The sequence below is a fragment of the Thioalbus denitrificans genome, from assembly GCF_003337735.1.
GTDB lineage: Bacteria > Pseudomonadota > Gammaproteobacteria > DSM-26407 > DSM-26407 > Thioalbus > Thioalbus denitrificans.
The window spans coordinates 375,341-402,091 of record NZ_QPJY01000002.1 but is presented as its reverse complement, the minus strand read 5'-3'; the positions used below and the strand labels follow the sequence as shown (position 1 = coordinate 402,091).

Here is a 26,751-nt window from a genome sequence, read left to right as displayed (position 1 = left end):
ATTCCTCCTCAGTGCCGGAGCCGAGAACCTGCAGCCGTCGTTCCAGGGGCATGGGCTTCCTCCAGGGCATCGCGCTTCTGGGCGTAGATGGAGCGGTAGGGGTGGATCTCGCCGCGCTCCAGGTGCAGCAGGGTGTTGGCCAGCTCGAACAGCGTCTGACGGGTGCCGCGGTAGCCCACCCAGGTGCGGGTGTAGCCGCCGAGCTGGTCGTACTGGGGGAACCCCGCACGCAGCAGCGGCAGGCCGAGGCGCCCGGCGCTCTCCACCCCGTGGGAGTTGCTGATGACGAGCTCCGCCCCGGCGGCACGGGCCATGTGCTCGAAGTCCTCGAGATCGCCCACCTTCACCGTGTCGGCGGCCACCCGGGTCAGCACCGGCGCATTGGCGGGCGCCACGGCCGCCACCGTCGCGGCCCCCATGCCCGAGAGCAGCTCGCTGAAGGCGTGCAGCAGATCGGGGTCGGCGGCCACGCCGATGCGGCTCATGCCGATCATGAAGTGGGTGTCGAGCATGGCGTCCTGGAGCTGGGCGCGCTGGCGCTCGATGCGCGGCGGCACCGGCTCGCCCGAGATCTCGTGCAGCGCCTGGACGAAGGCGTCCACCGCCTCCAGTCCCATGAGGTGGTCGAAGCGCCGCTCCGGCACGCCGGTGCGCTCCGCCAGCAGGTCGGCCGCCGGGTTCTGGGATGCGCCGATCACCAGGGTGGCCGCGGCATCGCCCAGGGTGGCCACCTCGCTCACCGGCGTGCCGCCGATGGTCAGGGGGCTGAAGTCCTGGCCGGTGAGATGGCCGTCCAGGGAGTCGGAGAGATCGGGAATCACCACCGGGCGCAGGCCGAAGGTCTCCACCAGGTCCTTGATCTCCTCCAGATCGCCCGGGGTCAGGGAGGCACCCACCAGGATGTTCACCTGGTGCCGGCGCGCGCCGGGCCGGGTGCCCGCCTCGGCGGCCGGGGGCACCAGGGTGTCGATGAGGGCGCGGGTGGCGGCGGCGAAGCCGGTCTCGGTGCAGCCCACGTAGTCGGGCGTGCTCACCGGCACCACCGGAATCGCGTCGTACTCCGGGTGCCTGGCGCGGAACTCGCGCACCGCCATCACCACGTCGCTGCCCTGGGTCTCGGAGAGGCCGGTGGTGGGCACGCCGATGAGCCCGGGCGAGGACTTCTCGCACAGGGTGCGCAGCCCCTCCACCACGTTGTTGTCGGAGCCCATCACCGTGCTCACCTGATCCATGGCGGTGGTCTGCAGCGGAATCGGCTCGCGGAAGTGGCGCACGAAGAAGACCTTCCCGAAGGCGGTGCAGCCCTGGGAGCCGTGCAGCATGGGGATGGCCTTGTGGAAGCCGAGGAAGGCCAGCGCCGCGCCGATGGTCTGGCTGGACTTCAGCGGGCTGACGGAAAGGGCCTTGTTGCGCTTGAGGATCTCAGCCATGACGGGCACCTCCCTGCCAGGGGGCAGGCCGGCGCACGGCCTCCCAGATGGGGCTCTCGAGGGTCAGGCAGAGCTGGCGGGCCAGCTCCACCATGCCGTCGTAGCCGGCGTAGCCGAACTCCCGTTCCTGGTTGATGTCGAGGAAGGGGATGCGCGCCTTCAGCGCCGTGTACATGTTGCGCCCACCGGCGATGAGGATGTCCACGCGCTGCTCGCGCACCAGGTCGATCAGCGCCCTGGGATTGCCCTCCTCCAGCATCCTGGCGTCCGCGCCCATCAGCTCGCGGATGCGCGCCTTGTCCTCCTCCGTGGACTTCCTGGTGCCGGTGGCCACCACCTCCATGCCCAGGTCCTGCAGCGCGGAGATGACCGACCAGGACTTCACGCCTCCCGTGTAGAGCAGCACCCGCTTGCCGCGCAGGCGCTCGCGCCAGGGCTCGAGCGCAGCGAAGATGCGCGCCTCCTCGCGGGCGATGACCCCCTCGGTGCGGTGGCTGAGCTCCGGGTCGCCGATGAGGCGGGCGAAGTCGCGCAGCGCCCTGGAGACGTCGGTGACGCCGTAGAAGCTGCCCTCGAACCAGGGGGTGCCGAAGGCCTGCTGCAGCTTGCGCGCCACGTTCACCATGGCCTTGGAGCAGACCATCATGTTCACCTCCGAGCGGTGCATGGTCTGCACCTCGCGGAAGCGGGCGTCGCCGGAAAGGGTGCAGAGCACCCGCAGCCCCAGCTCGTCCAGCAGCGGCAGCACGTGCCAGAGCTCGCCGGCGATGTTGTACTCGCCGATGAGGTTGATGTCGTGCACCCGCACCCCGGGCGGCGCGACGCCCTCGGGCAGGGGATCGGGCTCGCGGCTGCCGCAGACGTACTTGACCATCGCCTCCCCGGCGATGCGGTTGCCGAGGTTCTTGGTGCCGTAGAAGCCGGCGGCATCCACCGGCACCACCGGCGTGCCCCAGCGCTCGGCGGCGGCCTTGCACACCGCCTCCACGTCGTCGCCCACCAGGGCGGGCACGCAGGTGTTGTAGACGAACACGGCGGCGGGCTCGTGGGTCTCCACCGCCTGCTTGATGGCGTGGAACAGCCGCTTCTCGCCGCGGCCCATGATCACGTCCTGCTCGGTGAGGTCGGTGGTCATGCCGATGCGGTAGAGGGTGGGGCCGCTGGAGCGGGTGCCGCGGTTGTCCCAGGAGCTGCCGGCGCAGGCGATGGAGCCGTGGACAATGTGGGCCACGTCCGCGATGGGCAGCAGGGCAATCTGGGCGCCGTCGAAGGCGCAGCCGCCGGCGGTGGCGCCGGGCTTGGGCCGGGCGCAGCCCGACTTGGACTTGTTGTTGTGGCTGCAGGCCGGTTCGTCCAGCAGTGCCGCAATGTCCTTGGGTTTCATGCAGAAATCCCCTTCAATCGTTGTCTGCAGCGAAGATTGCAATGCTCGTGCCACTGGACTTAAACCATTCCCCTCAGTGGCTTGCATCACTGTCCGCTTGTCGCAAAGGCGACAACCGGCCCGCATTGACGGGTTCTCGACAGGGATCGATCCGGCGTCGTGGCATGGGACAGGCTGCCGTCCCGGTTGCCGCCAGCGGCCGTGAATCGGGCTCTGCGCCTAGGTGCAGTAGGGGTGCGCGCTCCAGCGTCCAAGCACCTTCAGGTCCCGTGGCGGGAGGTAGTCGAAGGCGCCCATCAGGTCACGGTGCACCGCCGCGGCCAGTTCGTGGGGCACGCGACGGCTGCCGAGCATCCAGAAGTACCAGGCGAAAGGGTATCCAGCCGACCGGTCGAAGGCGTGAATCTGGTTGGCCAGCTGGGTTCCCCGGGACGGTTCCGACAAACGGAGCCGGGGAACATCCGTGTCCATGGGAATTGGCCTCACGCTGAGGCGCGTATCCCCGTAGCGGTCGACGGCGTCACGCAGGGCCAGGATCCAGTGTTCGCACAGAGGCGCATTCTCACCCGCGCTGCTCGATTTCCAGTCCGCCACGAAGCGGACCACGGGCAGATCGCTTCCATGCCGGGTTTCCAGCTCCCCCAGCAACCCGGCGGCGTCGAACAGGCGCCGGAACTGGTAGTGCCCGTTGCCGACGGAGCGGGGTTCGAGCCGGGGATACTCGAAGGGATCCAGGAACTCCCCCAGGTTGTCGGGGATCCACCCGGGGATCACAAGGGGTCGATCCACCACCTCCCTCAGTTCTTCCACCTCGAGTTGGAGGAACTCGGCAGGGCCCTCGCCGAGCCGGGCCACGAAATAGTGGGTCTGGCCATCCAGGCGGGTGGCCAGCAGCCCGTCATCCGCATAACGGGCCAGGAGGCGCAGTACATCGCCCTCCGCTTCACGCTCCGCCCACTCGCCAATGGAATCAGCCACCCGTTCGCCGTCCGCGCTCACGACACCTCCAGGCCGGTACCAGCCGCCACGGGTCAGCGCGTGATGGAACACCGGGCCCGGGCTGAGCGTATTGAGGGTCTCCACGAACGCGGGGAGGTTGGCGGGTGTCTGGTCGGCACACAGTTTCGCCAGGGACAGGGCCAGTTCGTTGCTCTGCGGCATGTTCTCCTCTCTCGTACCGGTACGCGCGCAGGGGCGGCAGGGTTTCAGGTCGCCGGGCCGGGGGCGGTGGTCCCCGGCTCCTGGTGGGCGAGCCGCCTCTTGGCGACGGTGCGGACATCCATGTCGGGATCCCGGGCCAGGGAGCCGAGCAGCCGGACGGGGGCGCGTTCCGCCACCGTCAGACGCACGCGCCAGTCGGTGTCAGCGGCCAGCCCCTCCAGCCACTCGGGCGGCATGCGTTCGGCGACCCGGCGGCGGACCTCGGCTTCGGGATCCATGCACATCAGCGGCAGGCTCTCCACCGGCAGCCGCGCGGCAACCGTCTTGCGGACTTCGCGGTCGGGGTCGCAGATGAGCCGGAACAGTCGTCCGGTCGGCAGGCGCCTGGCCAGGAATATCCGCACCTGGTAATCGGTGTCGCTGGCCATGGCCTCCAGCTGATCCGGCGCAAGACGTGCGGCAACGATGACCCGGACATCCCGGTCGGGATCCCGCATCAGGCGCTGCAGGTCCTCTTCGGGGAGGCGCCAGGCCAGTACGCGCCGCACCACCTCGTCGGGATCATCGACGAGAGCGGGGAGACGCTCCTGCGGTGCGTGGCGCGCGGCGATGGCCCGCCGCTCCCAGAATTCGTCGGCCAGGTAGTCCGGCGCCAGTTGCGGGTTGGTGCGGAAGAAACGGTCCATCTGGCGCCCGCTCATCGCGACCACGCAGCTCTCGCCCGGGCGGCAGCGGCCGGTATCCAGCAGTTCGGCGGCGTGGGAGCAGCCGCTGCAATCGGCACGCGGCGTGAGGTCGTCGCCCGGGAGCTGCGGCTGCATGACCACCTCTACTCCGGCTCCACCGAGGCCAGCACGACGCCGGTGGCGACCGCTGCGTCACCCGTCAGCCTCAGGCAGTGATCGCGGCTGTCCACCAGGTAGAGGTTGAATCCGGGCCGCTCGCGCACGGGCGGGGGCCCCTGGATGTCGTCATCCGAACACCAGGTGAAGTGCACGCCGGGCCACTCGCCGCGCAGCCGCGCCACCAGCGCCTCGTCGAGCCCGGTCACCGCCGCCCGCTCCACGATCCGATCCAGGTCGGCGCTCTCGATCATGGTCCTACGCCTCCTCCGCTTCGCGCTCGAAACGTACCCGCGCCTCGGCATCCTGGCCCATCGCCTTGGCGAGCCAGGGCGGGGGCGAGCCGGCGATCACGTCGCGCAGCTGCTCCATGCGCTCGCGGGCGTTGCCGCCGTCGGGACGCTTGATGGGGTGGATTTCGCGCTTCACCACCTTCGCGGCGGCGGGTCCGCCGATGGAGGCCACGAAGAGCACGTGGCAATCGTCGATGAGGCCGGCGCGCCAGTCGTTCTTGTCCGCATCCGCGGGCGCCGCACCGACTCCGCGCACGTCCACGAGGCGCACCTCCGCGGCCGACACCTGGTAGACCAGAAAGCGCCGGCAGGAGCCGAAGTGGCCGTCCAGCAACTCGCCGCCGTTGGAGGCGCAGGCCACCCGGATGGACACGGGCATGTCGCCCTCGGCATAGGGCTCGCTGGCCGGCAGACCCGACTCCTCCACGCCCTCCTCGCCACGCAGGCAGGCCACCGCGCGTTTGAGCGCTCCGGTGTCGGCGTCGTTGAACTCGCCGTCGGCCGCGCTCCTGAACTCCTTCACCCTGAGGGTGGCGAGCTTCTCTTCGCTGGGGGGCAGGCCCACCAGCTCCGCCAGTACCCGGAGCAGCCGGGCGGGTTCGGTGTCGGGCAGGTGGCGCGCGGCCAGGCCGATGCGCAGCGCCAGCTCCCGGGAGATGGGTTGGTCACTCATGTCTCTGCTCCCCACAGGGGCGCCCGCCCAGGCGGCCGCCCTCGAATCGGGCGGGCGCGGAGACGTGCTCCGCGCCCGCGCGGGTACAATCACTCAGGCGGGGACGATGCAGCCGTCCTCCATGCACACGTCGAGGCACTGGGGGCTGTCGAACTCCCCTTCGCACTCGGTGCAGGTCTCTTCCTCGATCTTGAAGACACCCTTGAAGGGCTTGATGGACTTGGTGGGGCACACCGGCTCGCAGTCGGTGCAGGCGGTGCACAGGGATGCAACGATCTTCAGGGCCATGTCGGTATCTCTCCAAAAGTCTGCGTGAGCGGTGAGCCAGGGGCTGCGCGCTGCGCGGGGGCTCACCCGGCTCGGTTCACTCCGCGGCGTCGAGGCGCCTGGCGCGTACTGAGTAGGGCAGTCGCTCCGGCGCCGGCTGCGGCTCGATGTAGTAGCTGCCGCCGTTGTTGAGCTTGATGGTTCCGCCCCACTTCTCCGGGTCGTCGAACTCCATCGAGGTGATGGTGTCCTCGAGGTCGCGCTTGGGCAGGTAGAACACGTACTCGCCACCTTCGCCGCGACGGATCATGATGTTGGCCATTGGGCACTCCTTGGGCGTGCGTGAGGCGTGAGGGGTAAGGTGTGAGGAACAACCTCACGCCTACCGCCTCACCCCTCACCGACCGGGCTCGCGTCAGCGGATCAGGTCGTAGTTGTAGTCCGTGGTGCCCATGCCGCGGGTCTCCTCGTCGAGCCGCTCCAGCACTGCGTTGACCAGGGTGGTCAGGAGATACATGGCGCCCTCGTAACCCCAGGTGGTCATGCGGTGCAGGTGGTGGCGGTCGAAGATCGGGAAGCCGATGCGGATGAGCGGCACCTCGAACTCCTTGCCCTTGTGCAGCGTGTCGCGCTGGATGAACTTGCCGTAGCTGTTGCCGATGAGGAAGTCCGGCTTGTCGGTGAACATCAGCGAGCGCAGGTGCCACAGGTCCGCGCCGATGTAGACCTTGCCGCTCGCGCCGTAGGGCGAGGAAGCCAGCAGTGCCTCCACGGCCTTCTTCCAGCGCTTGTTGGCGTGGGAGCAGAGGATGTGGGTCGGCTCGGCGCCCAGCTCCAGCAGGAACTTCACCATGCCCAGCAGGAAGTCGGCGTCACCGTAGAGGGCGAACTTCTTGCCGTGCAGCCAGGCGTGGCTGTCGGTCATCATGTCCACCAGGCGGCCGCGCTCCCTGGTGAGCGACGCCGGGATGGGCTTGCCGGTGATCTCCGAGACCTTCATCAGGAACTCGTCGGTGGCCTCCAGGCCCATGGGGACGCCGAGCTTGGGCACCTCGTGGTTCCAGGTGGTCTCCACGTACTTCTTGGTCTTCACCAGCTGCCAGGGCTGCAGCAGGAAGGTGGTGTGGGCATTGGGGGCGTCCTTCACCTCATCGATGCCGGTGCCGCCGTCGTACATGCGGAACTGGCCGTCGGCGGGGGTGTCGAGCACCTCGCTCGGATCGGAGAGCAGGGAGTAGCCGACGCCCATCTCCTCCATCATCCGGCGGAGGACCCGGAAGTTGCCCAGGTAGGTCTCGAAGCCCGGCACCAGGTTGATCTTGCCGTTGCTGCCGACCTCCTTGCCCTCCATGTGGTTGAGGGTGAAGTAGCGAATCGTGCCCTCGAACATGTTGTCCCAGCCGGTGGTGTGGGAGCCCACGAAGCTCGGCGTATGGGCGAAGGGGGTGGGGAAATCCTCCTCGATGTGCCCTTCCTTCTTGGCGTTGCCGATGAAGGCATTGAGGTCGTCACCGATGACCTCGGCCATGCAGGTGGTGGAGACGGCGATCATCTCCGGCTTGTACAGCGCCTTGGCGTTGGCGAGGCCGTCGAACATGTTCTTCTGGCCGCCGAACACCGCCGCGTCCTCGGTCATGGAGTCGGAGACGCAGGAGACCGGCTCCTTGAAGTGACGGTTGAAGTAGCTGCGGAAGTAGGCCACGCAACCCTGGGAGCCGTGCACGTAGGGCAGGGTCTTCTCGAAGCCCAGGGCGCACAGCACCGCGCCGAGCGGCTGGCACGCCTTGGCGGGGTTGACGGTCAGTGCCTCACGCTTGAAGTTGAGCTCCTGGTACTCCTCGGTGGTGCTCCACTGGAACACCTCGTCGATCTTCTCCTGGGGATGACGCTCCTCGAACAGCTTCTGCTTGTTCGAGAGGGTCTCCTTGTATTCGTCGGCACGAAACAGCGGGTAGCTGGGTTTGATGTTCTCGACACTCTGGCTCATGGCTGCTCTCCACCCGTGCCACCAATCTGTGGACTGACGGGTCAAAGTTGATTCGGTCCCGCGGGGCGCTGCCTGCGCCCCGCGGCATCGGTCACGTCTCGGTTACGCGCTTGCGGCGGCGGCTTCGGCCTGCTCGGAGGCCTTCTGCCAGGGCGCTTTCAGCTTGCTCCAGCAGGGATTGTTCAGGGTCATGTCCATGTCGCGGGCGAAGATGGCGAAGCCGTCGTAGCCGTGGTACGGACCCGAGTAGTCCCAGGAGTGCATCTGGCGGAAGGGGATGCCCATCTTCTGGAAGATGTACTTCTCCTTGATGCCGGAGCCGATGAGATCGGGCTTCACCTTCTTGACGAACTCCTCGAACTCGAAGCCGGTGACGTCGTCGTAGATGAGGGTGGCGTTGCCCATCTCCTTGATGGTGCGGTCGTAGTCGTCGTTGTGGGCGAACTCGTAGCCGGTACCCACCACCTCCATGCCCAGGTCCTCGTAGGCACCGATCACGTGACGGGGACGCAGGCCGCCCACGTACAGCATCACCCGCTTGCCCTCGAGACGCGGACGGTACTTGGCAATCACGGCCTCGTACTCGGCCTTGTACTTCTCGATGACGCGCTCGGCACCTTCCTTGATCCTGTCGTCGAAGAACGCGGCGATCTTGCGCAGGCTCTCGGCGATCTTGGTGGGTCCGAAGAAGTTGTACTCCATCCACGGAATCCCGTACTTCTCCTCCATGTGGCGGGAGATGTAGTTCATGGAGCGGTAGCAGTGGAGCAGGTTCAGCTTCGCCTTCGGGGTGTTCTCCATCTCCGCCAGGGTGCCGTCGCCGGACCACTGGGCGATGACACGCAGCCCCATCTCCTCGAGCAGCGTGCGGGAGGCCCAGGCGTCGCCGCCGATGTTGTAGTCGCCGATGATGGTGACATCGTAGGGGGTGGACTCGAAGGCCTGGTCGTCGCGGTTGCCCAGCACCCAGTCACGGATGGCGTCGTTGGCGATGTGGTGACCCAGCGACTGGGACACGCCGCGGAAGCCCTCGCAGCGTACCGGCACCACCGGCTTGCTGATCTCCGCGCCCTTCTTCTTGGAGACCGCCTCGATGTCGTCGCCGATGAGCCCGATGGGGCACTCCGACTGCACCGAGATGCCCTTGTTCAGCGGGAACAGGCCCTCGATCTCGTCGATGAGCTTGTCCAGCTTCTTGTCACCGCCGAACACGATGTCCTTCTCCTGGAAATCCGAGGTGAAGTTCATGGTGCCGAAGGTGTTGATGCCGGTGACGCCCACGTAGTAGTTGCGGCGCCCGGCGCGGGAGTACTGACCGCAGCCCACCGGCCCGTGGGAGATGTGGATCATGTCCTTCACCGGACCCCACACCACGCCCTTGGAGCCGGCGTAGGCGCAGCCGCGGACGGTCATCACGCCCGGCAGGGACTTGCGGTTGGAGGTGATGCACTTCTTCGACTGCTCGACCGACTGGTCGTTGACCGTGAGGTGCTTGGCACGGTCCTTCCGGGCCTTTTCCGGATAGACCTCGAGCACCTCCTGGATAAGGGCTTCGGTCTCTTCGCGCGTCATTGCTGCCATGATGGTTCTCCTCTGCCGGCGCCACCCATCCGTGGACACCGGACGCTGGAAACGATTCGGGGTGCGCCCCGGCCGGTCAACGGCCGGGGCGCATTGGATCAGGCTGTCGCCCCGGCAACCAACTCGTCCGCGGCAGACTTGCCGACGATGCTCTCGTCCTCTTCGTCGAGGATGCCGAAGTCCATCATCACCTCCTCCAGCTCATCCATGGTCAGCGGGGTGGGAACGACGAACATCTTGTTGTCGATGATCTTGCGGGCGAGAGCGCGGTACTCGTCGGCCTGCTTGGCCTGCGGGTTGTACTCGATGACCGTCATGCGGCGAATCTCGGCGCGCTGCACCTCGTTGTCGCGGGGCACGAAGTGGATCATCTGGGTGCCGAGGCGACGGGCCAGCTCCTCGATGAGCTCGTCCTCGCGGGCCGTGTTGCGGCTGTTGCAGATGAGGCCGGCCAGGCGCACGCCGCCGGAGCTGGCATACTTCACGATGCCCTTGGAGATGTTGTTGGCCGCATACATGGCCATCATCTCGCCGGAGACCACGATGTAGATCTCCTGGGCCTTGTTCTCACGGATGGGCATGGCGAAACCGCCGCACACCACGTCGCCGAGCACGTCGTAGAAGACGAAGTCCAGGTCCTCTTCGTACGCGCCCTCTTCCTCCAGGAAGTTGATGGCGGTGATCACACCGCGGCCGGCGCAGCCCACGCCCGGCTCGGGACCGCCGGACTCCACGCACTTGATGCCGGCGTAACCGGCCTTCAACACGTCCTCCAGCTCCAGGTCCTCCACGGAACCGGCCTCGGCGGCCAGGTGCATGATGGTCTCCTGGGCCTTGGCATGAAGAATGAGGCGAGTGGAATCGGCCTTGGGGTCGCAGCCCACGATCATCACCTTCTTGCCCGCTTCGGCGAGGGCCGAAACCAGGTTCTGGGTCGTGGTGGATTTGCCGATACCGCCCTTTCCGTAGATTGCACACTGACGCAATGCCATGATTTATCTCCTCGTACGCAGGGTTTGGGGCATACTGCCTGTCGTCATGTCTGACGACCCTGACTCAGCAAGCGCCGTGCCAAATTCGGAAAAGATTCGTAAGGCCAGGTATGACAAAGATAAATTTGTGAATGGCGGGAAAAATATGTACGTGGCAATACCAACAAAACCCGGGCGACTGTATGGATGACCACAAGACAGACAACGTTCCCACGGTGCCCGCCTATGCCCGCGTTCCCTTCAATCGCTGCAACCTTCCGGCGGTGATCCTCGGCAGCCTCACCTACCAGAGACATCCCGTGCCCCTGGTTCTCGATGGCGTCGCAGCGCTCCACCACCGTTTTTTCGAGCAACTCGACACCATCGACGATGCCGGGCACCGCGCCACCCACTTCATGGCCCACATGTCCGCCCACTTCAGCCTTGAGCATCCCGAGGAGGCGGGTTTCGTGTCGGGGCGGGGGGGCAAGGGGCGCACCCGGGCCGACTACCTGCGCCAGGTGCGTGGCTGGTCCTTCGACGCCAATGGCCGGGAGGGCGCGGTGCTCAAGGCCTGGGTGACCTCCCGCTTCGGCCTGTTGCCGCGTTTTCACCGCGAACCGCTGGGCGACTACGCGGATAACGCCTACGCCGCCTTTCTCGAAGAGATGTGCCGCGGCCTCTACGGGACCAATGCCCTGGAGGCGCAGCTCGACCTGCTCTACAGCTATTGCCAGTACGAACTGGCGCGGCGGTATCCCGGAGAGACCCACCTTGTTCTCTACCGTGGCGTGAACCGCGTCGGTGAGCACGAAGTGCTCGGGCGGCAGCGTGACGGAGGTCTGCGGGTGCTGTTCAACAACCTCAACTCATTCACCCGTGTCCGGGAGCGCGCAGACGAGTTCGGCGACTACATCCTCACCGTGGCGGTACCGCTGGCGAAGATCTTCTTCTTCACGCAGCTGCTGCCGGGACGGCTGCGCGGCGAGGAGGAGTACGTGGCCATCGGCGGGGTTTACGAAGTGGCGCTTACGACCCACTGAATTCGTCGGTTAAGGCACGCGGCCACAGCTTCTTGTCGCTTTCACGACAAGGATTCGACCCATTCGGGTCTGCAGGTTGTCCCAACCCATTGATTGATGGTGTGCGCCGGGCTGGCAAGCCTTTTGCCTTGGTTAAGGTGATGGAGCTTCCCAACGACCCGAGGACAAGCGACCGTGCCTACCCCGAACCTGAATGAACTGATCGACCGCCTGCAGGGCGGCAGCCTGGTTCCCTACCTGGGCCCCGGCGTGCTCGCCGACGTGGTCCACAGTGACACCGGCGCCCCCATGCCGGCCGACAGCGACAGCCTGATCCTGGCCATGAACGGCGGCCAGCCCATGGCGCCGCGGCTCATGTGGGAGTTCCCGCGGGCGGCCATGAACGTGGAGCTGAAGCGCGGACGCGCGGCGGTCAACCGTTTTCTCACCGAGACCTATGGCGATCGCGGCTGGAGCCGCGCGGCGCTGCACGACTGGCTGGCGGAACTCAAGCCCGCCTACGTGGTGGACATCAACCGCGACACCCAGTTGCAGGAGAGCTACGCCACCACCCCCCACCTCCTGGTGCGCGGCATCGCCCGGGCAGGCGGGACCGACTACCGCTTCGCCATCCACCAGCACGACGGCAGCGGCTACCGCGAAGTGACCCAGCAGGAGGCCGACGCCGCCCTGCCGGTGCTCTTCAAGCCCATGGGCAGCCCCCTGCCGGAGCCCACCTACATCGCCTCCGATGCCGACTACGTGGACTACATCACCGAGCTCATGGGCGGTTTTGCCATCCCGGCCTTCCTCAAGGAGCGGCGGACGGGATGCCAGTACCTCTACCTCGGTCTGAGCCTGCAGCGTGACACCGAGCGCATGGTCATGTCCGACATCGTCTACTCCGCCGGCAGCCCCACCGGCTGGGCACTCATCCCCGCGCCCACCGACAAGGAGCGGCGTTTCTGCGCAAGGCTCGGCATCGAGGTGGTGGAGAGTGACGTGGCGGATTTGCTGGAGTGCGCCGGCGCGGCGGGAGTGGCCGCCGCATGAGCCGCAGCTTCCGCCCCTGCCTGGGCAGGACCGCCTGCCAGGACGACGGTGTCTTCTGCCGCACCTGCGGCCGCAGCGCCGGGGAGATCGCCACCACCCGGCGCCTCACTGCCGAGCTGGCCGAGGCCGCCCTCGCCTACCAGTACGACAACGCCGGGGAGTTCTTCGAGTACATTGCCCGCAAGGCCGCCAGGAAGCACCGCCACGCCCTCGAGCAGGCGGAGAAGGTGCCGGCGTGAGTCTCATCGCCGAAGTGGATCGCCACTACCGCCTGGGGGTGGAGGACATGGACCAGGTGCACCGGGAGTTCGCGGACCTGGTGAACGCGCTGGAACAGGCCGACAAGCCCGCCTTCGCGGCGGGCTTCGGCCGCCTCCTGGCCCACACCGAGGCGCACTTCGCCGCCGAGGAGGCGCGCATGGCCGCCAGCGCCTTTCCCGCCACCGCCGAGCACCGGGCCGACCACCAGCGGGTGCTGGGCGACCTGCACCGCTTCGCCCGCCAGGTGGCCCGTGGCCGGACGGCCATGGCCCGCGCCTACCTGCGCGAACAGATCCCCGCCTGGTTCTCCCTCCACGCCACCACCATGGACAGCGCCCTGGCGGCCCACCTCAAGGCCACACGAAGCCGCGACGCCGAAGCCTGATCGATGTGGTTCGTGCCGCACCGCATCCTACGTGTTTGGCAACCGGCAGCTGAACACTCTCCACGAACCACCTCCGCATCATCATGCGCGGGTTCTCTCCCCCTCCACCGCACGACCGAGGGGTGAGGCCGCCAGCAGCCGCAGCGCCTGGGTTTCGCAGGCCTCCCGCACTTCCGGCAGAAGGGCCTGGCGCCAGCGCCGGGGGATGCCCTCCTCCCCGTAGAGCGCGCCGGCGATCATGCCGAGGATGGCGCCGCTGGTGTCGGCGTCGCCGCCGCGGTTGACCGCGGTGACCAGCGCGGCTTCGAAGGTGTCGTTGCCGAACAGCGCCTGGAACACCACCCGGAGGGTCTCCACGATGTAGCCGCTGGGGTTGAGGGTGGGTTTGCGGTCATAGCGGAACTCGGGATGGGCGGCGGTGAGCCGGGCCACCCGTTCGGCCATCCACGGCAGGCCGGCGCCCTGGATGGCGCCCTGCACCAGCTCCACCACGCACTCGGTGCCGGCGTCGGAGAGGGGGTTGTGATGGGTGGTGTGGGCCTGGGCACGGCTTGCCGACCACACCGCTTCGGGGGAGGCCCCCAGGAGCGCCAGGGCCACCGGCAGGCAGCGCATGGCCGCGCCGTTGCCGGCGTCCATCTCGTTCTCCGGGACCTGGCACAGGCCCTCGGTGCGGAAGCGGATGATGCCCCGGCGCACCGTGTGGCCGATGTCCACCGGCTTGCCGCGCATCCATTCGCTGAAGGCTTCCGCCACCGCACCCGGCGGGAAGGCGTTATGGCGCAGGTAGACCTCGCCGAGCGCCAGGCTCATCTCGGTGTCGTCGGTGACCTGGCCGCGCCTGAGGCGGAGCCAGCCGCCGCCGAGGATCTGGCGGTGGGTGCCGTACTGCTCCCGGATCTCGCCGGGAGTCATGAACTCCACCGTGGCGCCGAGAGCATCGCCCACCGCCAACCCCAGGTAGGCGCCCACCGCCCGTCGCCGCAGCTCCGGGATCGCAGCCGGGGGCCGCTGTGGATGCCGTGAGCCGGAGCGGTTCGTGGGGCCGGCCCCATCGCCCACCCTCACTCTTCCGGACCGAAGCAGTGGGTGTAGTCCGCACACACCTCGCAGGAAGGGGCACGGCAGGTGTAGATGCCTTCCGCCGCGCACAGTTGCTTGTAGAGGAACTTCTTCCATTTCATGTCCTCTACGTTGCGCCCCGCCAGGTCCGGGAAGTTATGCGCCATCAGCGCGCTCAACTCGCCGCGGTTCCACAGCCCCAGGTCCTGCCACAGGTGGTCGCTGGCCAGGCAACCGGCGGCCACGATACCGGCCATCCAGGTCTCCGAGGGGGTATGCCCGGCCCGGTCCCGCAGCAGCAGGGTGAACAGTTCCTCGTACTCCCCGGTGCGTTCCCGATCGATTTCAGGGTGTGGCGGGGGAGCGGGTGTCCCGAGACCCGGGAAGTGGTGGGCCAGCAGCTGGTGGAAGGCGCCCGGGTCGAGGCCCAGCCACGCCGGGAGCGCGCCGCCGCCGGTGAACCAGGTGGAAAGGATGGAGGCCATCGGGCCATCGTTGGGATCGCCGCCGGCGTGGGCCAGCAGGCGTTCGCGCAATTCCAGGGGTGTTTCTTGGGCCAGGTTCGGGCTCGGGGTAGTCATCGTCGTCACTCCAGCGGCTGCGGCGCCGCCCTCCGGGGCGCGCCGGACCTCAGGCGGGCGTCTCGTCGCAGGGCTCCCCGCCCGTGCTCGGGCAGATCTCCAGGTCGCGGCCGAGGGCCGCAGGGGTCAGGCCAATCCAGGCGTCCACCCCGGCCGGGTCGAAGCCCGCGCGCCGCTCCTCGCCCACCCGCATGAGCGGGCGGCGCACCAGCAGCGGATCGGCCAGCATCAGCCTGAGCGCCTCCGTCTCGCTGAGGCGCTCAGGCACCACCGTGCCCGACTTGACCCCGGGCGCGGTGCGATTGAACCAGTCGCTCACCGGCAGTGTTCCGAAATAGCGGCGCAACTCCTCCGCGCTCCACGGCTCGGCCAGGAGGCTGCGCACCTCGAGCTGGTGGCCGGCGGCGCGCAACAGCCGCTTCTGCTCCCCGTTGCCGATGCAACCGGGCTTTTCGAAGAACAGCACCCGGGCCATGTCAGCCCCGCCGCAGTTCGTGCATGGCCGCCAGCAGCGCCCCCTGGCGCCGCCACACCCGCAGCGGCACGTGGTGGGCGGCCGGATGGTGGCGGTAGCTCAGGGTGAGGCTGCGCTGACCGGCCAGCCGTGCCCGCAGCTCCCGGCGCAGCCGTCCTATGCCCTGGTGCAGGGTCTCAGCCAGCCGCCGGGCCCGGGAGGCGCTGTGATCGGGGTTACAGGGGATGGTGAGCGTGGCCATGACGGTGATCCTCCTCAGCGGGCCTGGATTTCCACCATCGCCTCCGCCAGCCGTGACGGCGGGATGCCGGTGAGCGATCCGGGCGGGTTCAGCGCCAGGCCCGCGGCGTCCAGGATGGCGCCCTCGATGGGGCAGATGCTGGCGCACTGGGGGTCGGAAAAGTCCCCCTCGCACTCGGTGCACTTGCGCGCATCGATGAGGAAGTGCGGGTGTGCCTCGAAGATGGCCTGGCTCGGGCAGAGCGGCTCGCAGGCCCAGCAGTTGACGCAGCTTTCGATGATCTTCAGTGCCATGACCTCGTCCCTCAGGCGCTGGCGCGGGTGGGCTGTTCCACCGGCCGTTCCAGAAGCCCGGCCTCGGCCATCTCGCGGTAGACGATGGCGACGGCCTCCTCGATGGGCTCCATGGCGTGCTCGCCGTTGGGGGCGATACCCGCCTCCTCCAGCTCACCCCAGGGCTCGTAGCCGATCTTGGAGCAGAGCACCACCTCGCAGCCGCCGAGGATGCGGATGGTCTTCTGCAGGGCGGTTTCGGCATCGCCGCAGGTGTCGCCGCCGCTGCAGTAGAGGTCCACCTTGCGGTGGCCGATGAAGCGCACGTCCTGGGCGCTCGCCTCGTAGACCAGGAACTCGCGGGCGTGGCCGAAGTGCTGGTTGATGACCCCGCCGCCGGTGGTGGCCACCGCCATCAGCACCGGCCGCAGCTCCTTCTTCTTCGGCATCAGCGAGGCGAGCGACACGAAGGACTCGCCGCTCTTCCTGCGCTGCGCCTCGCGGTTGGCCTCGATGGCGGCGTGTACCGCCTTGCGCTGCTCCATGGCGGCGGCGTAGTCGATCTCCATCTCCTCGATCCGGTCGAGGGTGAACTCGGCACCGCGGTCCTCGCCCAGCATGCCCACCGCGTCGGCGCGGCACTGGCGGCAGTGGCGCATCATGGCCATGTCGCCGGCGCACTCGTCCTGCAGCGCCTGCAGCTCGTCGTGGGTGGGGCCGCGCTGGCCCATGACACCGTAGAAGGTGCCGTGCTCGGCCTCGGCGATGAGCGGCATGACGTTGTGCAGGAAGGCGCCCCTGGCCTTCACCACCTTCGAGACCTCCTTCAGGTGCTCGTCGTTGACGCCCGGGATCAGCACCGAGTTGACCTTCACCAGGATGCCCCGCTCGGTGAGCATCTCCAGCCCCTTCTGCTGCTGCTCGATGAGGATCCTGGCGCCGCGCCTGCCCTTGATGCGGCGGTTGTTCCAGAAGATCCACGGATAGATCTTGGCGCCCACCTCCGGGTCCACGCAGTTGATGGTGATGGTCACGTGGTCGATGTTGTGCTTGCACAGCTCCTCCACCTGCTCCGGCAGCGCCAGGCCGTTGGTGGAGACGCACAGCTTGATGTCCGGCGCCTGCTCGGTGAGGGCGCGGAAGGTGGCGAAGGTGCGCTCGGGGTTGGCCAGCGGGTCGCCGGGGCCGGCGATGCCGAGCACCGTCATCTGCGGGATGTTGGCGGCCACCGCCAGCACCTTCTTCACCGCGTGCTCGGGGGTGAGTAGCTCGGAAACCACGCCCGGGCGCGACTCGTTGGCGCAGTCGTACTTGCGGTTGCAGTAGTGGCACTGGATGTTGCAGGCGGGCGCCACCGCCACGTGCATGCGCGCGTAATGGTGGTGCGCCTCCTCCGAGTAGCAGGGGTGGTTGTGCACCTTCGCGCGGATGTGCTCCGGCAGGTGCGCCAGCTGATCGGTACTGCCGCCGCAGCCACTGGAGGCACATCCCCCGGCGGCGTTCGGCAAGCTCTCCTGCCCCAAGACCTTCAACTCCATTGGCCACCTCCGGATACACTGTGGACATTTTCCTGCGGATCCCGAAGCAGATACCGTGCCGACTCTTCAAAAGAGTGGAATATCAGCAGGATAGAATTCACGCGCAGTGCGTCCGCGCGGATCGGCGTAGGGAATCCGACAGCGGCCGGAACCTTTCTTGTCGGGTAACTGACAGGTATCCGGGGCGGGCCCCGGGACGGCGGCGGCACACGTCGCCGGTGCGTCCCGAAGCCCGGAATCAGATCTGCCGGAGGCGGATGTTGAGGGTCTGGATGCGGTAGGCGATCTGGCGTGGGGTCATGCCCAGCAGGCGGGCGGCCTTGGCCTGCACCCAGCCGGCCTCCTCCAGGGCGGCGATGACCCGTTCCCGTTCGTCCAGGTCGGGGTCGTTGAAATCGACCTTGTGAGTGGTGTCGGCGGCAGGGGGTGCCTCGAGGCTGTGCTCGCTCAGGCCGGCCACGACGATGGCGTCGCGATCGATCTTGCTCCCCTCGCACATCACGGCGGCACGCTCGAGGCAGTTCTCCAGTTCCCGCACGTTGCCCGGCCAGCGGTGGCGCATCAGCAGGCGCACGGCGCTGTCGGTTATCTCCAGCGGGCGGCCCTGGATGCGCGCGATCTTCTCCACCAGGAAGGAGGAGAGCTCGGGGATGTCCTCGATGCGCTCCCTGAGCGCCGGCATGCGGATGGGCATGACATTCAGGCGGTAGTAGAGATCCTCGCGGAAGACGCCCTCCTCCACCTCCCGCTCGAGATCGCGGTTGGTGGCGGCGATGACCCGCACGTCCACCTTGTGGGTGCGGGTGCCGCCCACCCGCTCGAACTCGCCCTCCTGCAGCACACGCAGGAGCTTGGCCTGGAACGCGGCGGAGATTTCGCCGATCTCGTCGAGAAAGATGGTGCCGCCGTCGGCCTGCTCGAAGCGTCCCTTGCGCTGGGCCACCGCGCCGGTGAACGCCCCCTTCTCGTGGCCGAACAGCTCGCTCTCCAGCAGGTTGTCCGGCAGGGCGGCGCAGTTGAGCTTGACGAAGGGGCCGCTGGAGCGGGGGGAGTTGTAGTGGATGGCGTTGGCCACCAGCTCCTTGCCGGTTCCGGACTCGCCGCGGATGAGCACGGTGGTGTTCCACTTGGCCACCTGGCGCACCTGATCGAAGACCCGGCGGATGATGTCGGTATGGCCGACGATATTCTCGAAGCCGTGATTGCCGCGCACCGTCCGGCGCAGCTTGTCCCGCTCCTCCTCCAGCTGGCGGCGCTCGCTCTCCACTTCGCGGGAGAGCAGCACGATGCGCGCAATCAGGTTGGAGACCATCTCCAGGAACCGGACCTGCTCCGGGAGGAAATCGGTGGAGGGCGGCTGGGCGGTGAGGACGCCCACGGTGTCCTGGACCCCGGTGCGGATGGGAACGCCCACGAACGGCAGTCCCGCCTGGTAGATTCCCAGCCGATCGAGAAAACGCGGCTCGTCGGCCAGCCGCCGCACCACCACCGGCTGATCCTCCGCCAGGATGGTGCCCACCAGTCCTTCGCCGCGTCCGTAGCGCACGGGTCGATCCCAGCGTGCCTGGTCGCCGCGGGTGTGGCTGACCAGCAGCTCACCGGTCTCCTCCTCCTCCAGCGCGATCATCCCACCGGAGAGTCCGCCCTGTTCATCCAGGACCTTGAGCACCTCCAGCAGCGTTTCATGGACATTCAGCGACTGGCTGAGCACCCTGCTGACGGCGTAGAGAGCCTCCAGCTGATCCGCGATCAGTCGGAACAGCGAGGTGTCCTTGGGGGTGTTGAAATCGGTCATGTTTCCCTGTTGACCTCTGCTTCGTCTATACGTCTATCATTCCTGCCCGAGGGGCAGTGACACCCGGACCCGGCATCCGCTCTGGAAGCCGGGGTCGAACTCGATGCTGCCGCCATGCCGGGCCGCGGCGTCCTGGGCGAGCACCAGGCCCATTCCCACGTGGCCGCCCGATGCGTGCCAGGCACTGAAGAAGGGGTCAAAGACCCGCAGGCGCAGCTCCGGCGCCACCCCGGGGCCGGAGTCGTCGATCAGGACCTCCACGGCATCGCCCCGGCTGGTGGTGGTGATGGTCAGTTCGCTGCCGCGGGCGTCGGGTTCGGCCATGGCATCGATGGCGTTGTCGATGAGCTGCCTGAACAGGGTGCGCAGGGGCTGTTCGGCGCCGAGGACCCGGGGCAGGACCGGCGTCGGGTGCCAGTCCACCAGGATGCCGTTTGCCAGCAGCCGCTCGGTGCTGATGGAGAGCACATCACGGATGATCTGGTTGATGCTGACCGGGATGCGGGGCTCCGGCTGTTCCGCCGGCTGTGCCGCCCGCAGCGTCTCCAGGGCCTCCTCGCCGGTGCTGCGCAGTTCGTTGAGCAGCGCCCGTACCGATGCGAACTCCTCGCCCCGCCGCTCCAGCATCGCCGCGGCCGCAGTGGCCACGTTAATCGGACCCTGCAGCTTGAACAGGGCGCCGGAGAGCGTCTCGCGGATGCCCTGCGCCAGCTGCCGTTCCGCCATCAGGGCCCGTACGGCGTTCATCCGTGTCTGTTCCTGCTGGCGCTTGAGCTCGGTTATCTCCGTGGCGACGAAGAGCAGGAACTGCTCGGTGCGGGTCTCGAAGTAGCTGTCCACCTGCAGATCCAGCTCGCCGACCCAGGTGCCGGAGCAGGAGAACCAGCGCGGCGCGCCACCCTGGCCCGGGTCGTATTCCACCGCCACGTCCGTGAAGCCCGTCCGCTGTGCCGCCTGCCGGGCCAGTGTCTCCGGCGTGAAGTCCGGGACCGCCGCCAGCAGTTTCAGTGCCGGCTCGAGGCCGTGCATGTCTCCCAGTAGCCGCTTGTAGGCCTCGTTGACCCGCACCACCGAACCATCCGTCGCAAGCAGTGCGATGGCCATCGGGGCGGCATCCACCACCGACTCGATGAGCGCCTTCTGGTTGTGCACCCGGAGCTCCAGGCGATGGAGTTCGGTCACGTCGCGGTGGATGCCCACGAAGTAATCGATATGGCCGGACCGGTCCACGACCGGGGCGATGGTGAGCTCCGCCAGGTAGGGCGTTCCATCCTTGCGCCGGTTCACCAGCGTCCCGGACCAGGCCTGCAGGGACATGAGGCTGGTCCACAGGGCGTCGTAGACATCCCGCGGCGTGGCCCGGTTGGAGAGGATCGACTCGTTCATGCCGATCACCTCGTCGGCGCTGTAGCCGGTGACCCGCTCGAAAGCCGGGTTGGCGTAGATGATATTGGCGCGCGGGTCCGTGATGGAGATGGCCACCGGGGACTGCTCCACGGTCTGCAGGAAGACCTGCGGCGGCAAAGGCACCGGGCCGATATCGAGCGCCTCCCGGAGGGTGTCGATTACCTCTGCCGGCGTGCCCGCCGGCGGTGAGGACAGGAATCGGTCCAGCGCAACGCTCAGCCGTCTGTTGTCGGTAGGGGGTGACTCTCGTTTCATCACCTGACTTCCTCTTGGCAATTACCACACTTTCCCTGCAACTACTGTGCCCGGATCCGCGTGCATGGGGTTGCATGGGTGCCGGAGCCGGCGCTTCCGCGCCAACCCGCTGTCGCACAAGGGGCCTCTGTCGACTTTGCAACATTGCCCCGCCCTACTCCGGTGGGCTGTCGGCTTCCCAACACCCGGACGTGTGCGCCGGAAGCGGGCATATCCTTCGCGGCGCGCACAGTTATGGCGCCCGGGACCGGGGGATGGCCGCTGGCATGCAAGATGCATTTCCAGGCCAGGAGGGTTCATTCATGACCGACGGAATCACGCACTACCTGCTGCTCATCCTCGGCACGGCGCTGGTGAACAACGTGGTGCTGGTGAAGTTTCTCGGCCTGTGCCCGTTCATGGGCGTGTCGAACAAGATCGACACGGCCATCGGCATGGGCATGGCCACCACCTTCGTGATGACCATGGCGGCGGTGGCGAGCTGGCTGCTGGAACGGCTGGTGCTGGTGCCCTACGACCTGGGTTTCCTGCGCATCCTCACCTTCATTCTGCTGATAGCCGCGGTGGTGCAGTTCACGGAGATGGTGGTCAAGCGCGTCTCGCCGGTGCTGCACCAGATGCTGGGCATCTTTCTGCCGCTCATCACCACCAACTGCGCGGTGCTCGGCGTGGCCCTGCTCAACGTGCAGCAGGGCCACGGTTTCGCCGAGAGCGTGCTCTACGGTTTCAGTTCGGCCATGGGCTTCACCCTGGTGATGGTGATCTTCGCCGGACTGCGGGAGCGCCTCGCCCGGGCGGAGGTGCCCGAGGCCTTCGCCGGCGCGCCCATAGGATTCGTGGCGGCCGGCCTGCTGTCCCTCGCCTTCATGGGCTTCTCCGGCCTGGCGACGCAGTAGGAACGGGTGGGCGGCCGGGCGGGTCCGGCCTGCACAGAAGGAGTTGATACGGCATGTTGATCGCGATTTTCAGTCTCTCGGCCCTGGGGCTGGTGCTGGGCCTGCTGCTCGGCACCGCGGCGCGTTTCCTGAAGGTGGAGGGCAATGCCCTGGCCGGGGAGATCGAGGCGCTGCTTCCGGGCTCCCAGTGCGGTCAGTGCGGCTATCCCGGATGCGGGCCGGCCGCCGAGGCGCTGGCCTCCGGGGCCGCGCCGGTCACGGTCTGCCCCCCGGGCGGCCGGGCGCTGGCCGAAGCCCTGGCGGCGAAGCTCGGCGTGAGCGCCGACCTCTCCGGGGTGGAGGACCGGGCGCCCATGCTGGCCTTCATCAACGAGGCCCTGTGCGTGGGCTGCACCCGCTGCTTCAAGCGCTGCCCCACCGACGCCATCCTGGGGGCGTCGCGGCAGATCCACGCCGTTCTCACCGAGGCCTGCACCGGCTGCGGGAAGTGCGTCGATATCTGTCCCACGGAGTGCGTGGAGATGCACGAGGTCCGTCCCACGCTGCAGACATGGTACTGGCCCAGGCCGGTGCCGGTGGGCGCATGAACAGGCGGATGAGACGGGGGTGTCGGCCATGAAACTGTTCAGGATTCGCGGCGGTGTCCATCCCGAGGAGCGCAAGGAGGCCACCGCGCAGCGCCCCATCGAGGCGGTGCCGTTGCCCGCGCTCCTGCGCATACCGCTGCAGCAGCACATCGGGGCTCCCGCCGAGCCGGTGGTCCGGATGGGCGAGCGGGTGCTGAAAGGCCAGTTGCTGGCCAACAGCCAGGGGATGATTTCGGCCCCCGTCCACGCCCCCACTTCCGGGCGCATCGTCCGCATCGGCGGCTACACCGCGCCCCACCCCTCGGGTCTGCCGGTCCGTACCATCACCCTGGAGCCGGACGGAAAGGATCAATGGATCGGGCTGGAGGGCGTGGACGATCCCTTCGCCCTGGAGCCGGAGGCCATCTCCGCCCGGGTGGCGGCCGCGGGCATCGTCGGCATGGGCGGCGCCACCTTCCCCGCCGCGGTGAAGCTGAACCTGCGCCGACGCTACCGGCTGCGGCTGCTGGTCATCAACGGCGCCGAGTGCGAGCCCTATCTCACCTGCGATGACCGGCTGATGCAGGAACAGGCCGCCGAGGTGGTGGACGGTATCCGCATCATGGCCCATGCCCTCGGCGTCACGCGGGCACTGGTGGCCATCGAGGACAACAAGCCGCGGGCGCAGGAAGCCATGCGCATGGCCTGCCAGGGCGATCCGGTGGTCTCGGTGGCGGGCGTCCCCACCCGTTATCCCATGGGCTCGGAGAAGCACCTCGTACAGGCGCTGACCGGCCTGGAAACCCCGGCCCGCGGTCTCACCGCCGACATCGGCGTGGTGGTGCACAATGCCGCCACGGCCTTCGCGGTGCACGAGGCCATACGCTTCGGGAAACCGCTGCTGGAGCGCGTGGTCACGGTTTCCGGCGGGGCGGTGCGCACACCGCGCAACCTGCGCACCCTGCTGGGCACACCCGTGGAGCACCTGCTGAAGCTCTGCGGCGGCACCACGGCGGAGCCGGAGCGGCTGCTGAGCGGCGGCCCCATGATGGGCCAGGTTCTTCCCTCGGTCCGGGTGCCGGTGGTGAAGGGTTGCAACGGCATTCTCGCCCTCACCCCCGACGAGGTGCGCAGCGAGCGGGCGATGCCCTGCATCCGTTGCGCGAGCTGTGTCGGGGCCTGTCCCTGCGGACTGGTGCCCCTGGAGATGGCCGCCTACATCCGGGCCGGCGACCTCGAGGGCGCGGCCCGCTTCGGCCTGGCCGACTGCATCGCCTGCGGCTCCTGCTCCTATGTCTGTCCCTCCCGCATCCCCCTGGTGCAGTACTTCAACCACGCCAAGGGCGAGGTGGCCGCGCGTGAGCGCGCCCGGGTCAAGCAGGAGGAGACGAGGCGGCTCGCGGCCCAGAAGAGCGAGCGGCTGGAACGCATGGCCCAGGCCAAGCGCGAGGCACTGGCCCGGCGCAAGGCCGAAATGGCGGCCAGGAAACAGGCAGAGGCGGAGGCCCGCGCATGAAGAACCCGATACCCCATCCCGGACCCCACGCCCATGCCGGCAACACCGTTCGCCGCACCATGGTGCTGGTGATGCCGGCCCTGCTGCCGGCCACCGTCTACGGCGTGCTGCTGTTCGGCTGGCCGGCCCTCTACCTGCTGCTGGTCACCGTGGCGAGCGCCCTGGTGGCGGAAGCCGTCAGCCTGCGCATTGCCGGCCGCCCGGTGATGCCCTTCGTCACCGACGGCTCGGCGCTGCTCACCGGCTGGCTGCTGGCGCTCACCCTGCCGCCCTGGGCGCCCTGGTGGATCGGCGTGGCGGGCGCGATCATCGCCATCGTCCCCGCCAAACAGGTGTTCGGCGGTATCGGCCAGAATCCCTTCAACCCCGCCATGGTGGCCCGCGTCGCCCTGCTGATCTCCTTCCCGCTGGAGATGACCACCTTCGTGGCGCCCCAGCCGCTCTGGAGCGGACAGGGCCCCGGCCTGCTGGCCGCCCTGGATGTCACCTTCGGCTCCGGCGGGTCCCTCGACGCAGTGAGCAGCGCCACCGTGCTCGGCCACGTGAAGACCGAGCTGGGGCGGGGCGTGGCCCTGGATGCCGCCCAGGCCGGCACCTGGGGCGCCGGCGCCCTGGCCCTCGGCGGCGTGGCCGGCAGCCTGGGCGAGACCTCGGCGCTGCTGATCCTGGCCGGCGGCCTGTTTCTCCTGGTGCGGAGAGTCATCAGCTGGCACATCCCCGTCGCCATGCTCGCCACCCTGGCGCTGCTGGCCGCCGTGGCCCATGGCCTGGCTCCGGACCGCTTTGCCGGCGCCGGACACCACCTGCTGGCGGGGGCCACCCTCCTCGGGGCGTTCTTCATCGCCACCGACCTGGTCACCTCCCCCGTCACCCGCCGGGGGCAGATCATCTACGGTGCCGGCTGCGGCCTGCTGGTCTTCGTCATCCGCACCTGGGCCGGCTACCCGGAGGGCATGGCCTTCGCGGTGATGCTGATGAACAGCATGACGCCGCTCATCGATCACTACCTCCGCCCGCGCATCTACGGCCGCGACCGGCGCGGGGAGCCGCTGGTGGTGGCGGATGCCGCCGGGAGGGCGAGCCATGACTGAGACCGTGCTCAGCGGCTGGCGCAGCCGCATTCCCTACCAGTCCGGGCTGCTGGGGCTGGTCTCCACCCTGGCCGCGGCACTGCTGGTGGGCGCCAACCTGGTCACCCGCGAACCCATCGCCCAGCGCGAGGCGGAGGACCTGCGCGCCTCCCTCGCCCAGGTGGTGCCGGAGGCGATCCACGACAACAACCTGCTGGAGGACACGGTCGATATCCGCGACGGGGCGCAGGTGACCCGTTTCTACCGGGCCCGCCGGCAGGGCGCGGTCAGCGCGGTGGCCTACCGCATGGTCGCCCAGGGCTACTCCGGCGACATCGTGCTGCTGCTGGGGGTGGCGCCCGACGGGAGCATCCTCGGGGTGCGGGTGCTTTCCCACGCCGAGACACCGGGGCTCGGCGACCGGATCGAGGTGCAGAAATCCGACTGGATCCTGGGCTTCAGCGGTCTGTCCCTGGACAACCCGGCAACCGCCGAATGGGCCGTGAAGAAGGACGGCGGCGTGTTCGATTCCTTCAGCGGCGCCACCATCACGCCGCGGGCCGTGGTGGCGGGCATCCGGCGGGGGCTGGAGCTCTACCGGGCCCACCGCCGGGAACTGAACGACGCCACCGGCAGCGCCGCCCCGCCCCGCTAGCGCCCTGCCACAGGCCCAGACAACAGCAACGGAGACGCAGCCAATGGCCCTTTCCTACCAGCGCATCGCCCGCGACGGACTGTGGGACAACAACGTGGTGCTGGCCCAGCAGCTGGCCCTCTGCCCGGCCCTGGCGGTCACCGGGACTGCCACCAACGGCCTGGGCATGGGGCTCGCCACCACGGCGGTACTCACCCTGGCCAATGTCATCGTCGCCTCGTTCCGCAACGCGGTGAGCCCGGAGGTGCGGATCCCGGTCTTCGTGGTGGTCATCGCCACCCTGGTGACCCTGGTGGATCTCTTCCTCAACGCCTGGCTGCACGACCTGCACAAGGTTCTCGGCCTGTTCATCGCCCTCATCGTGGTGAACTGCGCCATCCTCGGCCGGGTCGAGTCCTTCGCCTCCAAGAACGCCATGGTGCCCGCCCTGGCGGACGGCCTGGCCATGGGGATCGGCTTCACCCTGGCCATGGTGGCGCTGGGCGGCGTGCGCGAAATCCTGGGCAGCGGCACCCTGTTCGCCGACGCCCACCTGCTGCTCGGCAGCAGTTTCGCCTTCCTGGAACTGGTCCTGATTCCCGACTACAAGGGCTTCCTGCTCATGATCCTGCCTCCGGGCGGGTTCCTGGCGCTCGGCTTTCTGCTCGCCGGCCGGCGCGTGCTGATGCGGCGGGCGGAACGGCGCGCACTCGCCGCCGATCCCGGGCTCAGCGGCGCCGGCGCCTGAGATCCCGGCGCGGCAATGAAAGGAGATCATCACCCATGAACATCGGGGTCGCCTACGCCGCCGCCGGACGCCAGGTCTGGCTCAAGGTCGAACTGCCCGAGGGCAGTACCGTGCGGGACGCCATCGAACGATCCGGCCTGCTGGAGCAGTTCCCGGACATCGATCTCGACCGGCAGAAGGTGGGCATCTTCGGCCGCGTCGCCCGCCTGGACGCCCCCCTGGAGGATGGCGTCCGGGTGGAGATCTACCGGCCCATCACCGCCGATCCCGAGCTGGCCGAGCGCTCCGGCGATGACGACTGAGCGGGTGCTGGCGGGTGCCGGAGCACCTGTCGCCCGCTTCCGATGATCCGGCTCCCGGACCCTCCCTGAAGCCCCGCACCGCC

Annotated in this window: 30 protein-coding genes; 11 read left to right on the top strand and 19 right to left on the bottom strand. The window is 68.3% G+C overall.

The genetic code is table 11. The annotated features are described in order from the left end of the window. Positions 1 to 8: 8 nt before the first annotated feature. The 11 genes from nifN to nifH all read right to left on the bottom strand — a co-directional run bounded on the left by nifN (position 9) and on the right by nifH (position 10,610). A complete protein-coding gene (gene nifN, locus DFQ59_RS06325; protein ID WP_114278835.1) occupies positions 9 to 1,430 on the bottom strand; it encodes a nitrogenase iron-molybdenum cofactor biosynthesis protein NifN in 1,422 nt (473 codons plus the stop codon). After that, positions 1,423 to 2,814 (bottom strand): nitrogenase iron-molybdenum cofactor biosynthesis protein NifE, encoded by a 1,392-nt coding sequence (nifE, locus tag DFQ59_RS06320; RefSeq protein WP_114278834.1) that lies wholly within the window; start codon positions 2,812 to 2,814, stop codon positions 1,423 to 1,425. The genes nifN and nifE overlap by 8 nt, the downstream gene beginning before the upstream one ends. Positions 2,815 to 3,033: 219 nt before the next feature. Continuing rightward, a complete protein-coding gene (locus tag DFQ59_RS06315; RefSeq protein WP_114278833.1) occupies positions 3,034 to 3,975 on the bottom strand; it encodes a hypothetical protein in 942 nt (313 codons plus the stop codon). A 44-nt stretch (positions 3,976 to 4,019) separates the two neighbouring features. Then, positions 4,020 to 4,796 carry a 4Fe4S-binding leucine-rich repeat protein gene (locus DFQ59_RS06310; RefSeq protein WP_114279202.1) on the bottom strand — a complete coding sequence of 259 codons (777 nt, stop codon included), beginning with the start codon at positions 4,794 to 4,796 and terminating at the stop codon, positions 4,020 to 4,022. An 8-nt stretch (positions 4,797 to 4,804) separates the two neighbouring features. Continuing rightward, positions 4,805 to 5,071: a DUF6129 family protein gene (locus DFQ59_RS06305; protein WP_114278832.1), complete on the bottom strand. Its 267-nt coding sequence runs from the start codon at positions 5,069 to 5,071 to the stop codon at positions 4,805 to 4,807. A gap of 4 nt (positions 5,072 to 5,075) precedes the next feature. After that, on the bottom strand, positions 5,076 to 5,783 hold the full coding sequence (locus DFQ59_RS06300; protein ID WP_114278831.1) for a dinitrogenase iron-molybdenum cofactor biosynthesis protein: 708 nt from the start codon (positions 5,781 to 5,783) through the stop codon (positions 5,076 to 5,078). Between the two features lie 93 nt (positions 5,784 to 5,876). Beyond that, positions 5,877 to 6,071, bottom strand: coding sequence for a 4Fe-4S binding protein (locus DFQ59_RS06295; RefSeq protein ID WP_114278830.1), 195 nt, complete (start codon positions 6,069 to 6,071; stop codon positions 5,877 to 5,879). A 76-nt stretch (positions 6,072 to 6,147) separates the two neighbouring features. Further along, positions 6,148 to 6,372 (bottom strand): putative nitrogen fixation protein NifT, encoded by a 225-nt coding sequence (gene nifT, locus DFQ59_RS06290; RefSeq protein WP_114278829.1) that lies wholly within the window; start codon positions 6,370 to 6,372, stop codon positions 6,148 to 6,150. A gap of 93 nt (positions 6,373 to 6,465) precedes the next feature. Further along, positions 6,466 to 8,037, bottom strand: coding sequence for a nitrogenase molybdenum-iron protein subunit beta (gene nifK, locus DFQ59_RS06285; RefSeq protein WP_114278828.1), 1,572 nt, complete (start codon positions 8,035 to 8,037; stop codon positions 6,466 to 6,468). Positions 8,038 to 8,139: 102 nt separating this feature from the next. Further along, the gene (gene nifD / locus DFQ59_RS06280; RefSeq protein WP_114278827.1) at positions 8,140 to 9,618 is read right to left on the bottom strand and encodes a nitrogenase molybdenum-iron protein alpha chain; all 1,479 of its coding nucleotides are present in this window, start codon (positions 9,616 to 9,618) and stop codon (positions 8,140 to 8,142) included. A gap of 98 nt (positions 9,619 to 9,716) precedes the next feature. Continuing rightward, complete coding sequence (nifH, locus tag DFQ59_RS06275) at positions 9,717 to 10,610, bottom strand: nitrogenase iron protein (RefSeq protein ID WP_114278826.1); 894 nt, start codon at positions 10,608 to 10,610, stop codon at positions 9,717 to 9,719. Positions 10,611 to 10,792: 182 nt separating this feature from the next. Between nifH and DFQ59_RS06270 the strand changes: the two genes are divergently transcribed. From DFQ59_RS06270 to DFQ59_RS06255, 4 genes are all read left to right on the top strand, one after another. Further along, positions 10,793 to 11,632, top strand: coding sequence for an NAD(+)--dinitrogen-reductase ADP-D-ribosyltransferase (locus DFQ59_RS06270; protein WP_114278825.1), 840 nt, complete (start codon positions 10,793 to 10,795; stop codon positions 11,630 to 11,632). Positions 11,633 to 11,806: 174 nt separating this feature from the next. After that, a complete protein-coding gene (locus DFQ59_RS06265) occupies positions 11,807 to 12,664 on the top strand; it encodes an SIR2 family protein (protein ID WP_245937203.1) in 858 nt (285 codons plus the stop codon). Then, on the top strand, positions 12,661 to 12,903 hold the full coding sequence (locus tag DFQ59_RS06260; protein ID WP_114278824.1) for a hypothetical protein: 243 nt from the start codon (positions 12,661 to 12,663) through the stop codon (positions 12,901 to 12,903). The genes DFQ59_RS06265 and DFQ59_RS06260 overlap by 4 nt, the downstream gene beginning before the upstream one ends. Further along, a complete protein-coding gene (locus DFQ59_RS06255) occupies positions 12,900 to 13,310 on the top strand; it encodes a bacteriohemerythrin (RefSeq protein ID WP_114278823.1) in 411 nt (136 codons plus the stop codon). The genes DFQ59_RS06260 and DFQ59_RS06255 overlap by 4 nt, the downstream gene beginning before the upstream one ends. 81 nt (positions 13,311 to 13,391) lie before the next feature. Here the strand turns inward: DFQ59_RS06255 and draG are convergent, their stop codons facing one another. The 8 genes from draG to nifL all read right to left on the bottom strand — a co-directional run bounded on the left by draG (position 13,392) and on the right by nifL (position 20,936). Further along, the gene (gene draG, locus DFQ59_RS06250; RefSeq protein WP_425451000.1) at positions 13,392 to 14,372 is read right to left on the bottom strand and encodes an ADP-ribosyl-[dinitrogen reductase] hydrolase; all 981 of its coding nucleotides are present in this window, start codon (positions 14,370 to 14,372) and stop codon (positions 13,392 to 13,394) included. A 2-nt stretch (positions 14,373 to 14,374) separates the two neighbouring features. Further along, positions 14,375 to 14,953, bottom strand: a complete 579-nt coding sequence (locus tag DFQ59_RS06245) for a nitrogen fixation protein NifQ (RefSeq protein WP_114278821.1) — start codon at positions 14,951 to 14,953, stop codon at positions 14,375 to 14,377. A gap of 49 nt (positions 14,954 to 15,002) precedes the next feature. Beyond that, entirely contained in the window at positions 15,003 to 15,428 is a 426-nt protein-coding gene (locus DFQ59_RS06240; RefSeq protein WP_114278820.1) for an ArsC/Spx/MgsR family protein, read from the bottom strand. Position 15,429: 1 nt separating this feature from the next. Further along, entirely contained in the window at positions 15,430 to 15,669 is a 240-nt protein-coding gene (locus tag DFQ59_RS06235) for a hypothetical protein (protein WP_114278819.1), read from the bottom strand. 14 nt (positions 15,670 to 15,683) lie between these two features. Beyond that, a complete protein-coding gene (locus tag DFQ59_RS06230) occupies positions 15,684 to 15,962 on the bottom strand; it encodes a 4Fe-4S binding protein (protein ID WP_114278818.1) in 279 nt (92 codons plus the stop codon). An 11-nt stretch (positions 15,963 to 15,973) separates the two neighbouring features. Next, positions 15,974 to 17,479, bottom strand: coding sequence for a nitrogenase cofactor biosynthesis protein NifB (gene nifB / locus DFQ59_RS06225; RefSeq protein ID WP_114278817.1), 1,506 nt, complete (start codon positions 17,477 to 17,479; stop codon positions 15,974 to 15,976). Positions 17,480 to 17,717: 238 nt separating this feature from the next. Continuing rightward, positions 17,718 to 19,274, bottom strand: a complete 1,557-nt coding sequence (gene nifA / locus DFQ59_RS06220) for a nif-specific transcriptional activator NifA (protein ID WP_114278816.1) — start codon at positions 19,272 to 19,274, stop codon at positions 17,718 to 17,720. A 36-nt stretch (positions 19,275 to 19,310) separates the two neighbouring features. Next, the gene (gene nifL, locus DFQ59_RS06215; protein WP_114278815.1) at positions 19,311 to 20,936 is read right to left on the bottom strand and encodes a nitrogen fixation negative regulator NifL; all 1,626 of its coding nucleotides are present in this window, start codon (positions 20,934 to 20,936) and stop codon (positions 19,311 to 19,313) included. Positions 20,937 to 21,250: 314 nt separating this feature from the next. On the opposite strand from nifL, the gene rsxA reads away from it, so the two are divergent. From rsxA to DFQ59_RS06180, 7 genes are read left to right on the top strand one after another with little or no spacing between them, the layout of a single operon-like run. Then, positions 21,251 to 21,832 carry an electron transport complex subunit RsxA gene (gene rsxA, locus DFQ59_RS06210; protein WP_114279200.1) on the top strand — a complete coding sequence of 194 codons (582 nt, stop codon included), beginning with the start codon at positions 21,251 to 21,253 and terminating at the stop codon, positions 21,830 to 21,832. 53 nt (positions 21,833 to 21,885) lie between these two features. After that, positions 21,886 to 22,419, top strand: coding sequence for an RnfABCDGE type electron transport complex subunit B (locus DFQ59_RS06205; protein WP_114278814.1), 534 nt, complete (start codon positions 21,886 to 21,888; stop codon positions 22,417 to 22,419). Positions 22,420 to 22,447: 28 nt separating this feature from the next. After that, positions 22,448 to 23,914, top strand: coding sequence for an electron transport complex subunit RsxC (rsxC, locus tag DFQ59_RS06200; protein ID WP_114278813.1), 1,467 nt, complete (start codon positions 22,448 to 22,450; stop codon positions 23,912 to 23,914). Further along, complete coding sequence (locus tag DFQ59_RS06195) at positions 23,911 to 25,005, top strand: RnfABCDGE type electron transport complex subunit D (protein ID WP_114278812.1); 1,095 nt, start codon at positions 23,911 to 23,913, stop codon at positions 25,003 to 25,005. The genes rsxC and DFQ59_RS06195 overlap by 4 nt, the downstream gene beginning before the upstream one ends. Then, positions 24,998 to 25,639: an electron transport complex subunit RsxG gene (gene rsxG / locus DFQ59_RS06190; RefSeq protein ID WP_114278811.1), complete on the top strand. Its 642-nt coding sequence runs from the start codon at positions 24,998 to 25,000 to the stop codon at positions 25,637 to 25,639. The genes DFQ59_RS06195 and rsxG overlap by 8 nt, the downstream gene beginning before the upstream one ends. Positions 25,640 to 25,682: 43 nt before the next feature. After that, entirely contained in the window at positions 25,683 to 26,366 is a 684-nt protein-coding gene (locus tag DFQ59_RS06185) for an electron transport complex subunit E (protein ID WP_114278810.1), read from the top strand. A 35-nt stretch (positions 26,367 to 26,401) separates the two neighbouring features. Further along, positions 26,402 to 26,668: an RnfH family protein gene (locus DFQ59_RS06180; RefSeq protein WP_114278809.1), complete on the top strand. Its 267-nt coding sequence runs from the start codon at positions 26,402 to 26,404 to the stop codon at positions 26,666 to 26,668. Positions 26,669 to 26,751 lie beyond the last annotated feature (83 nt).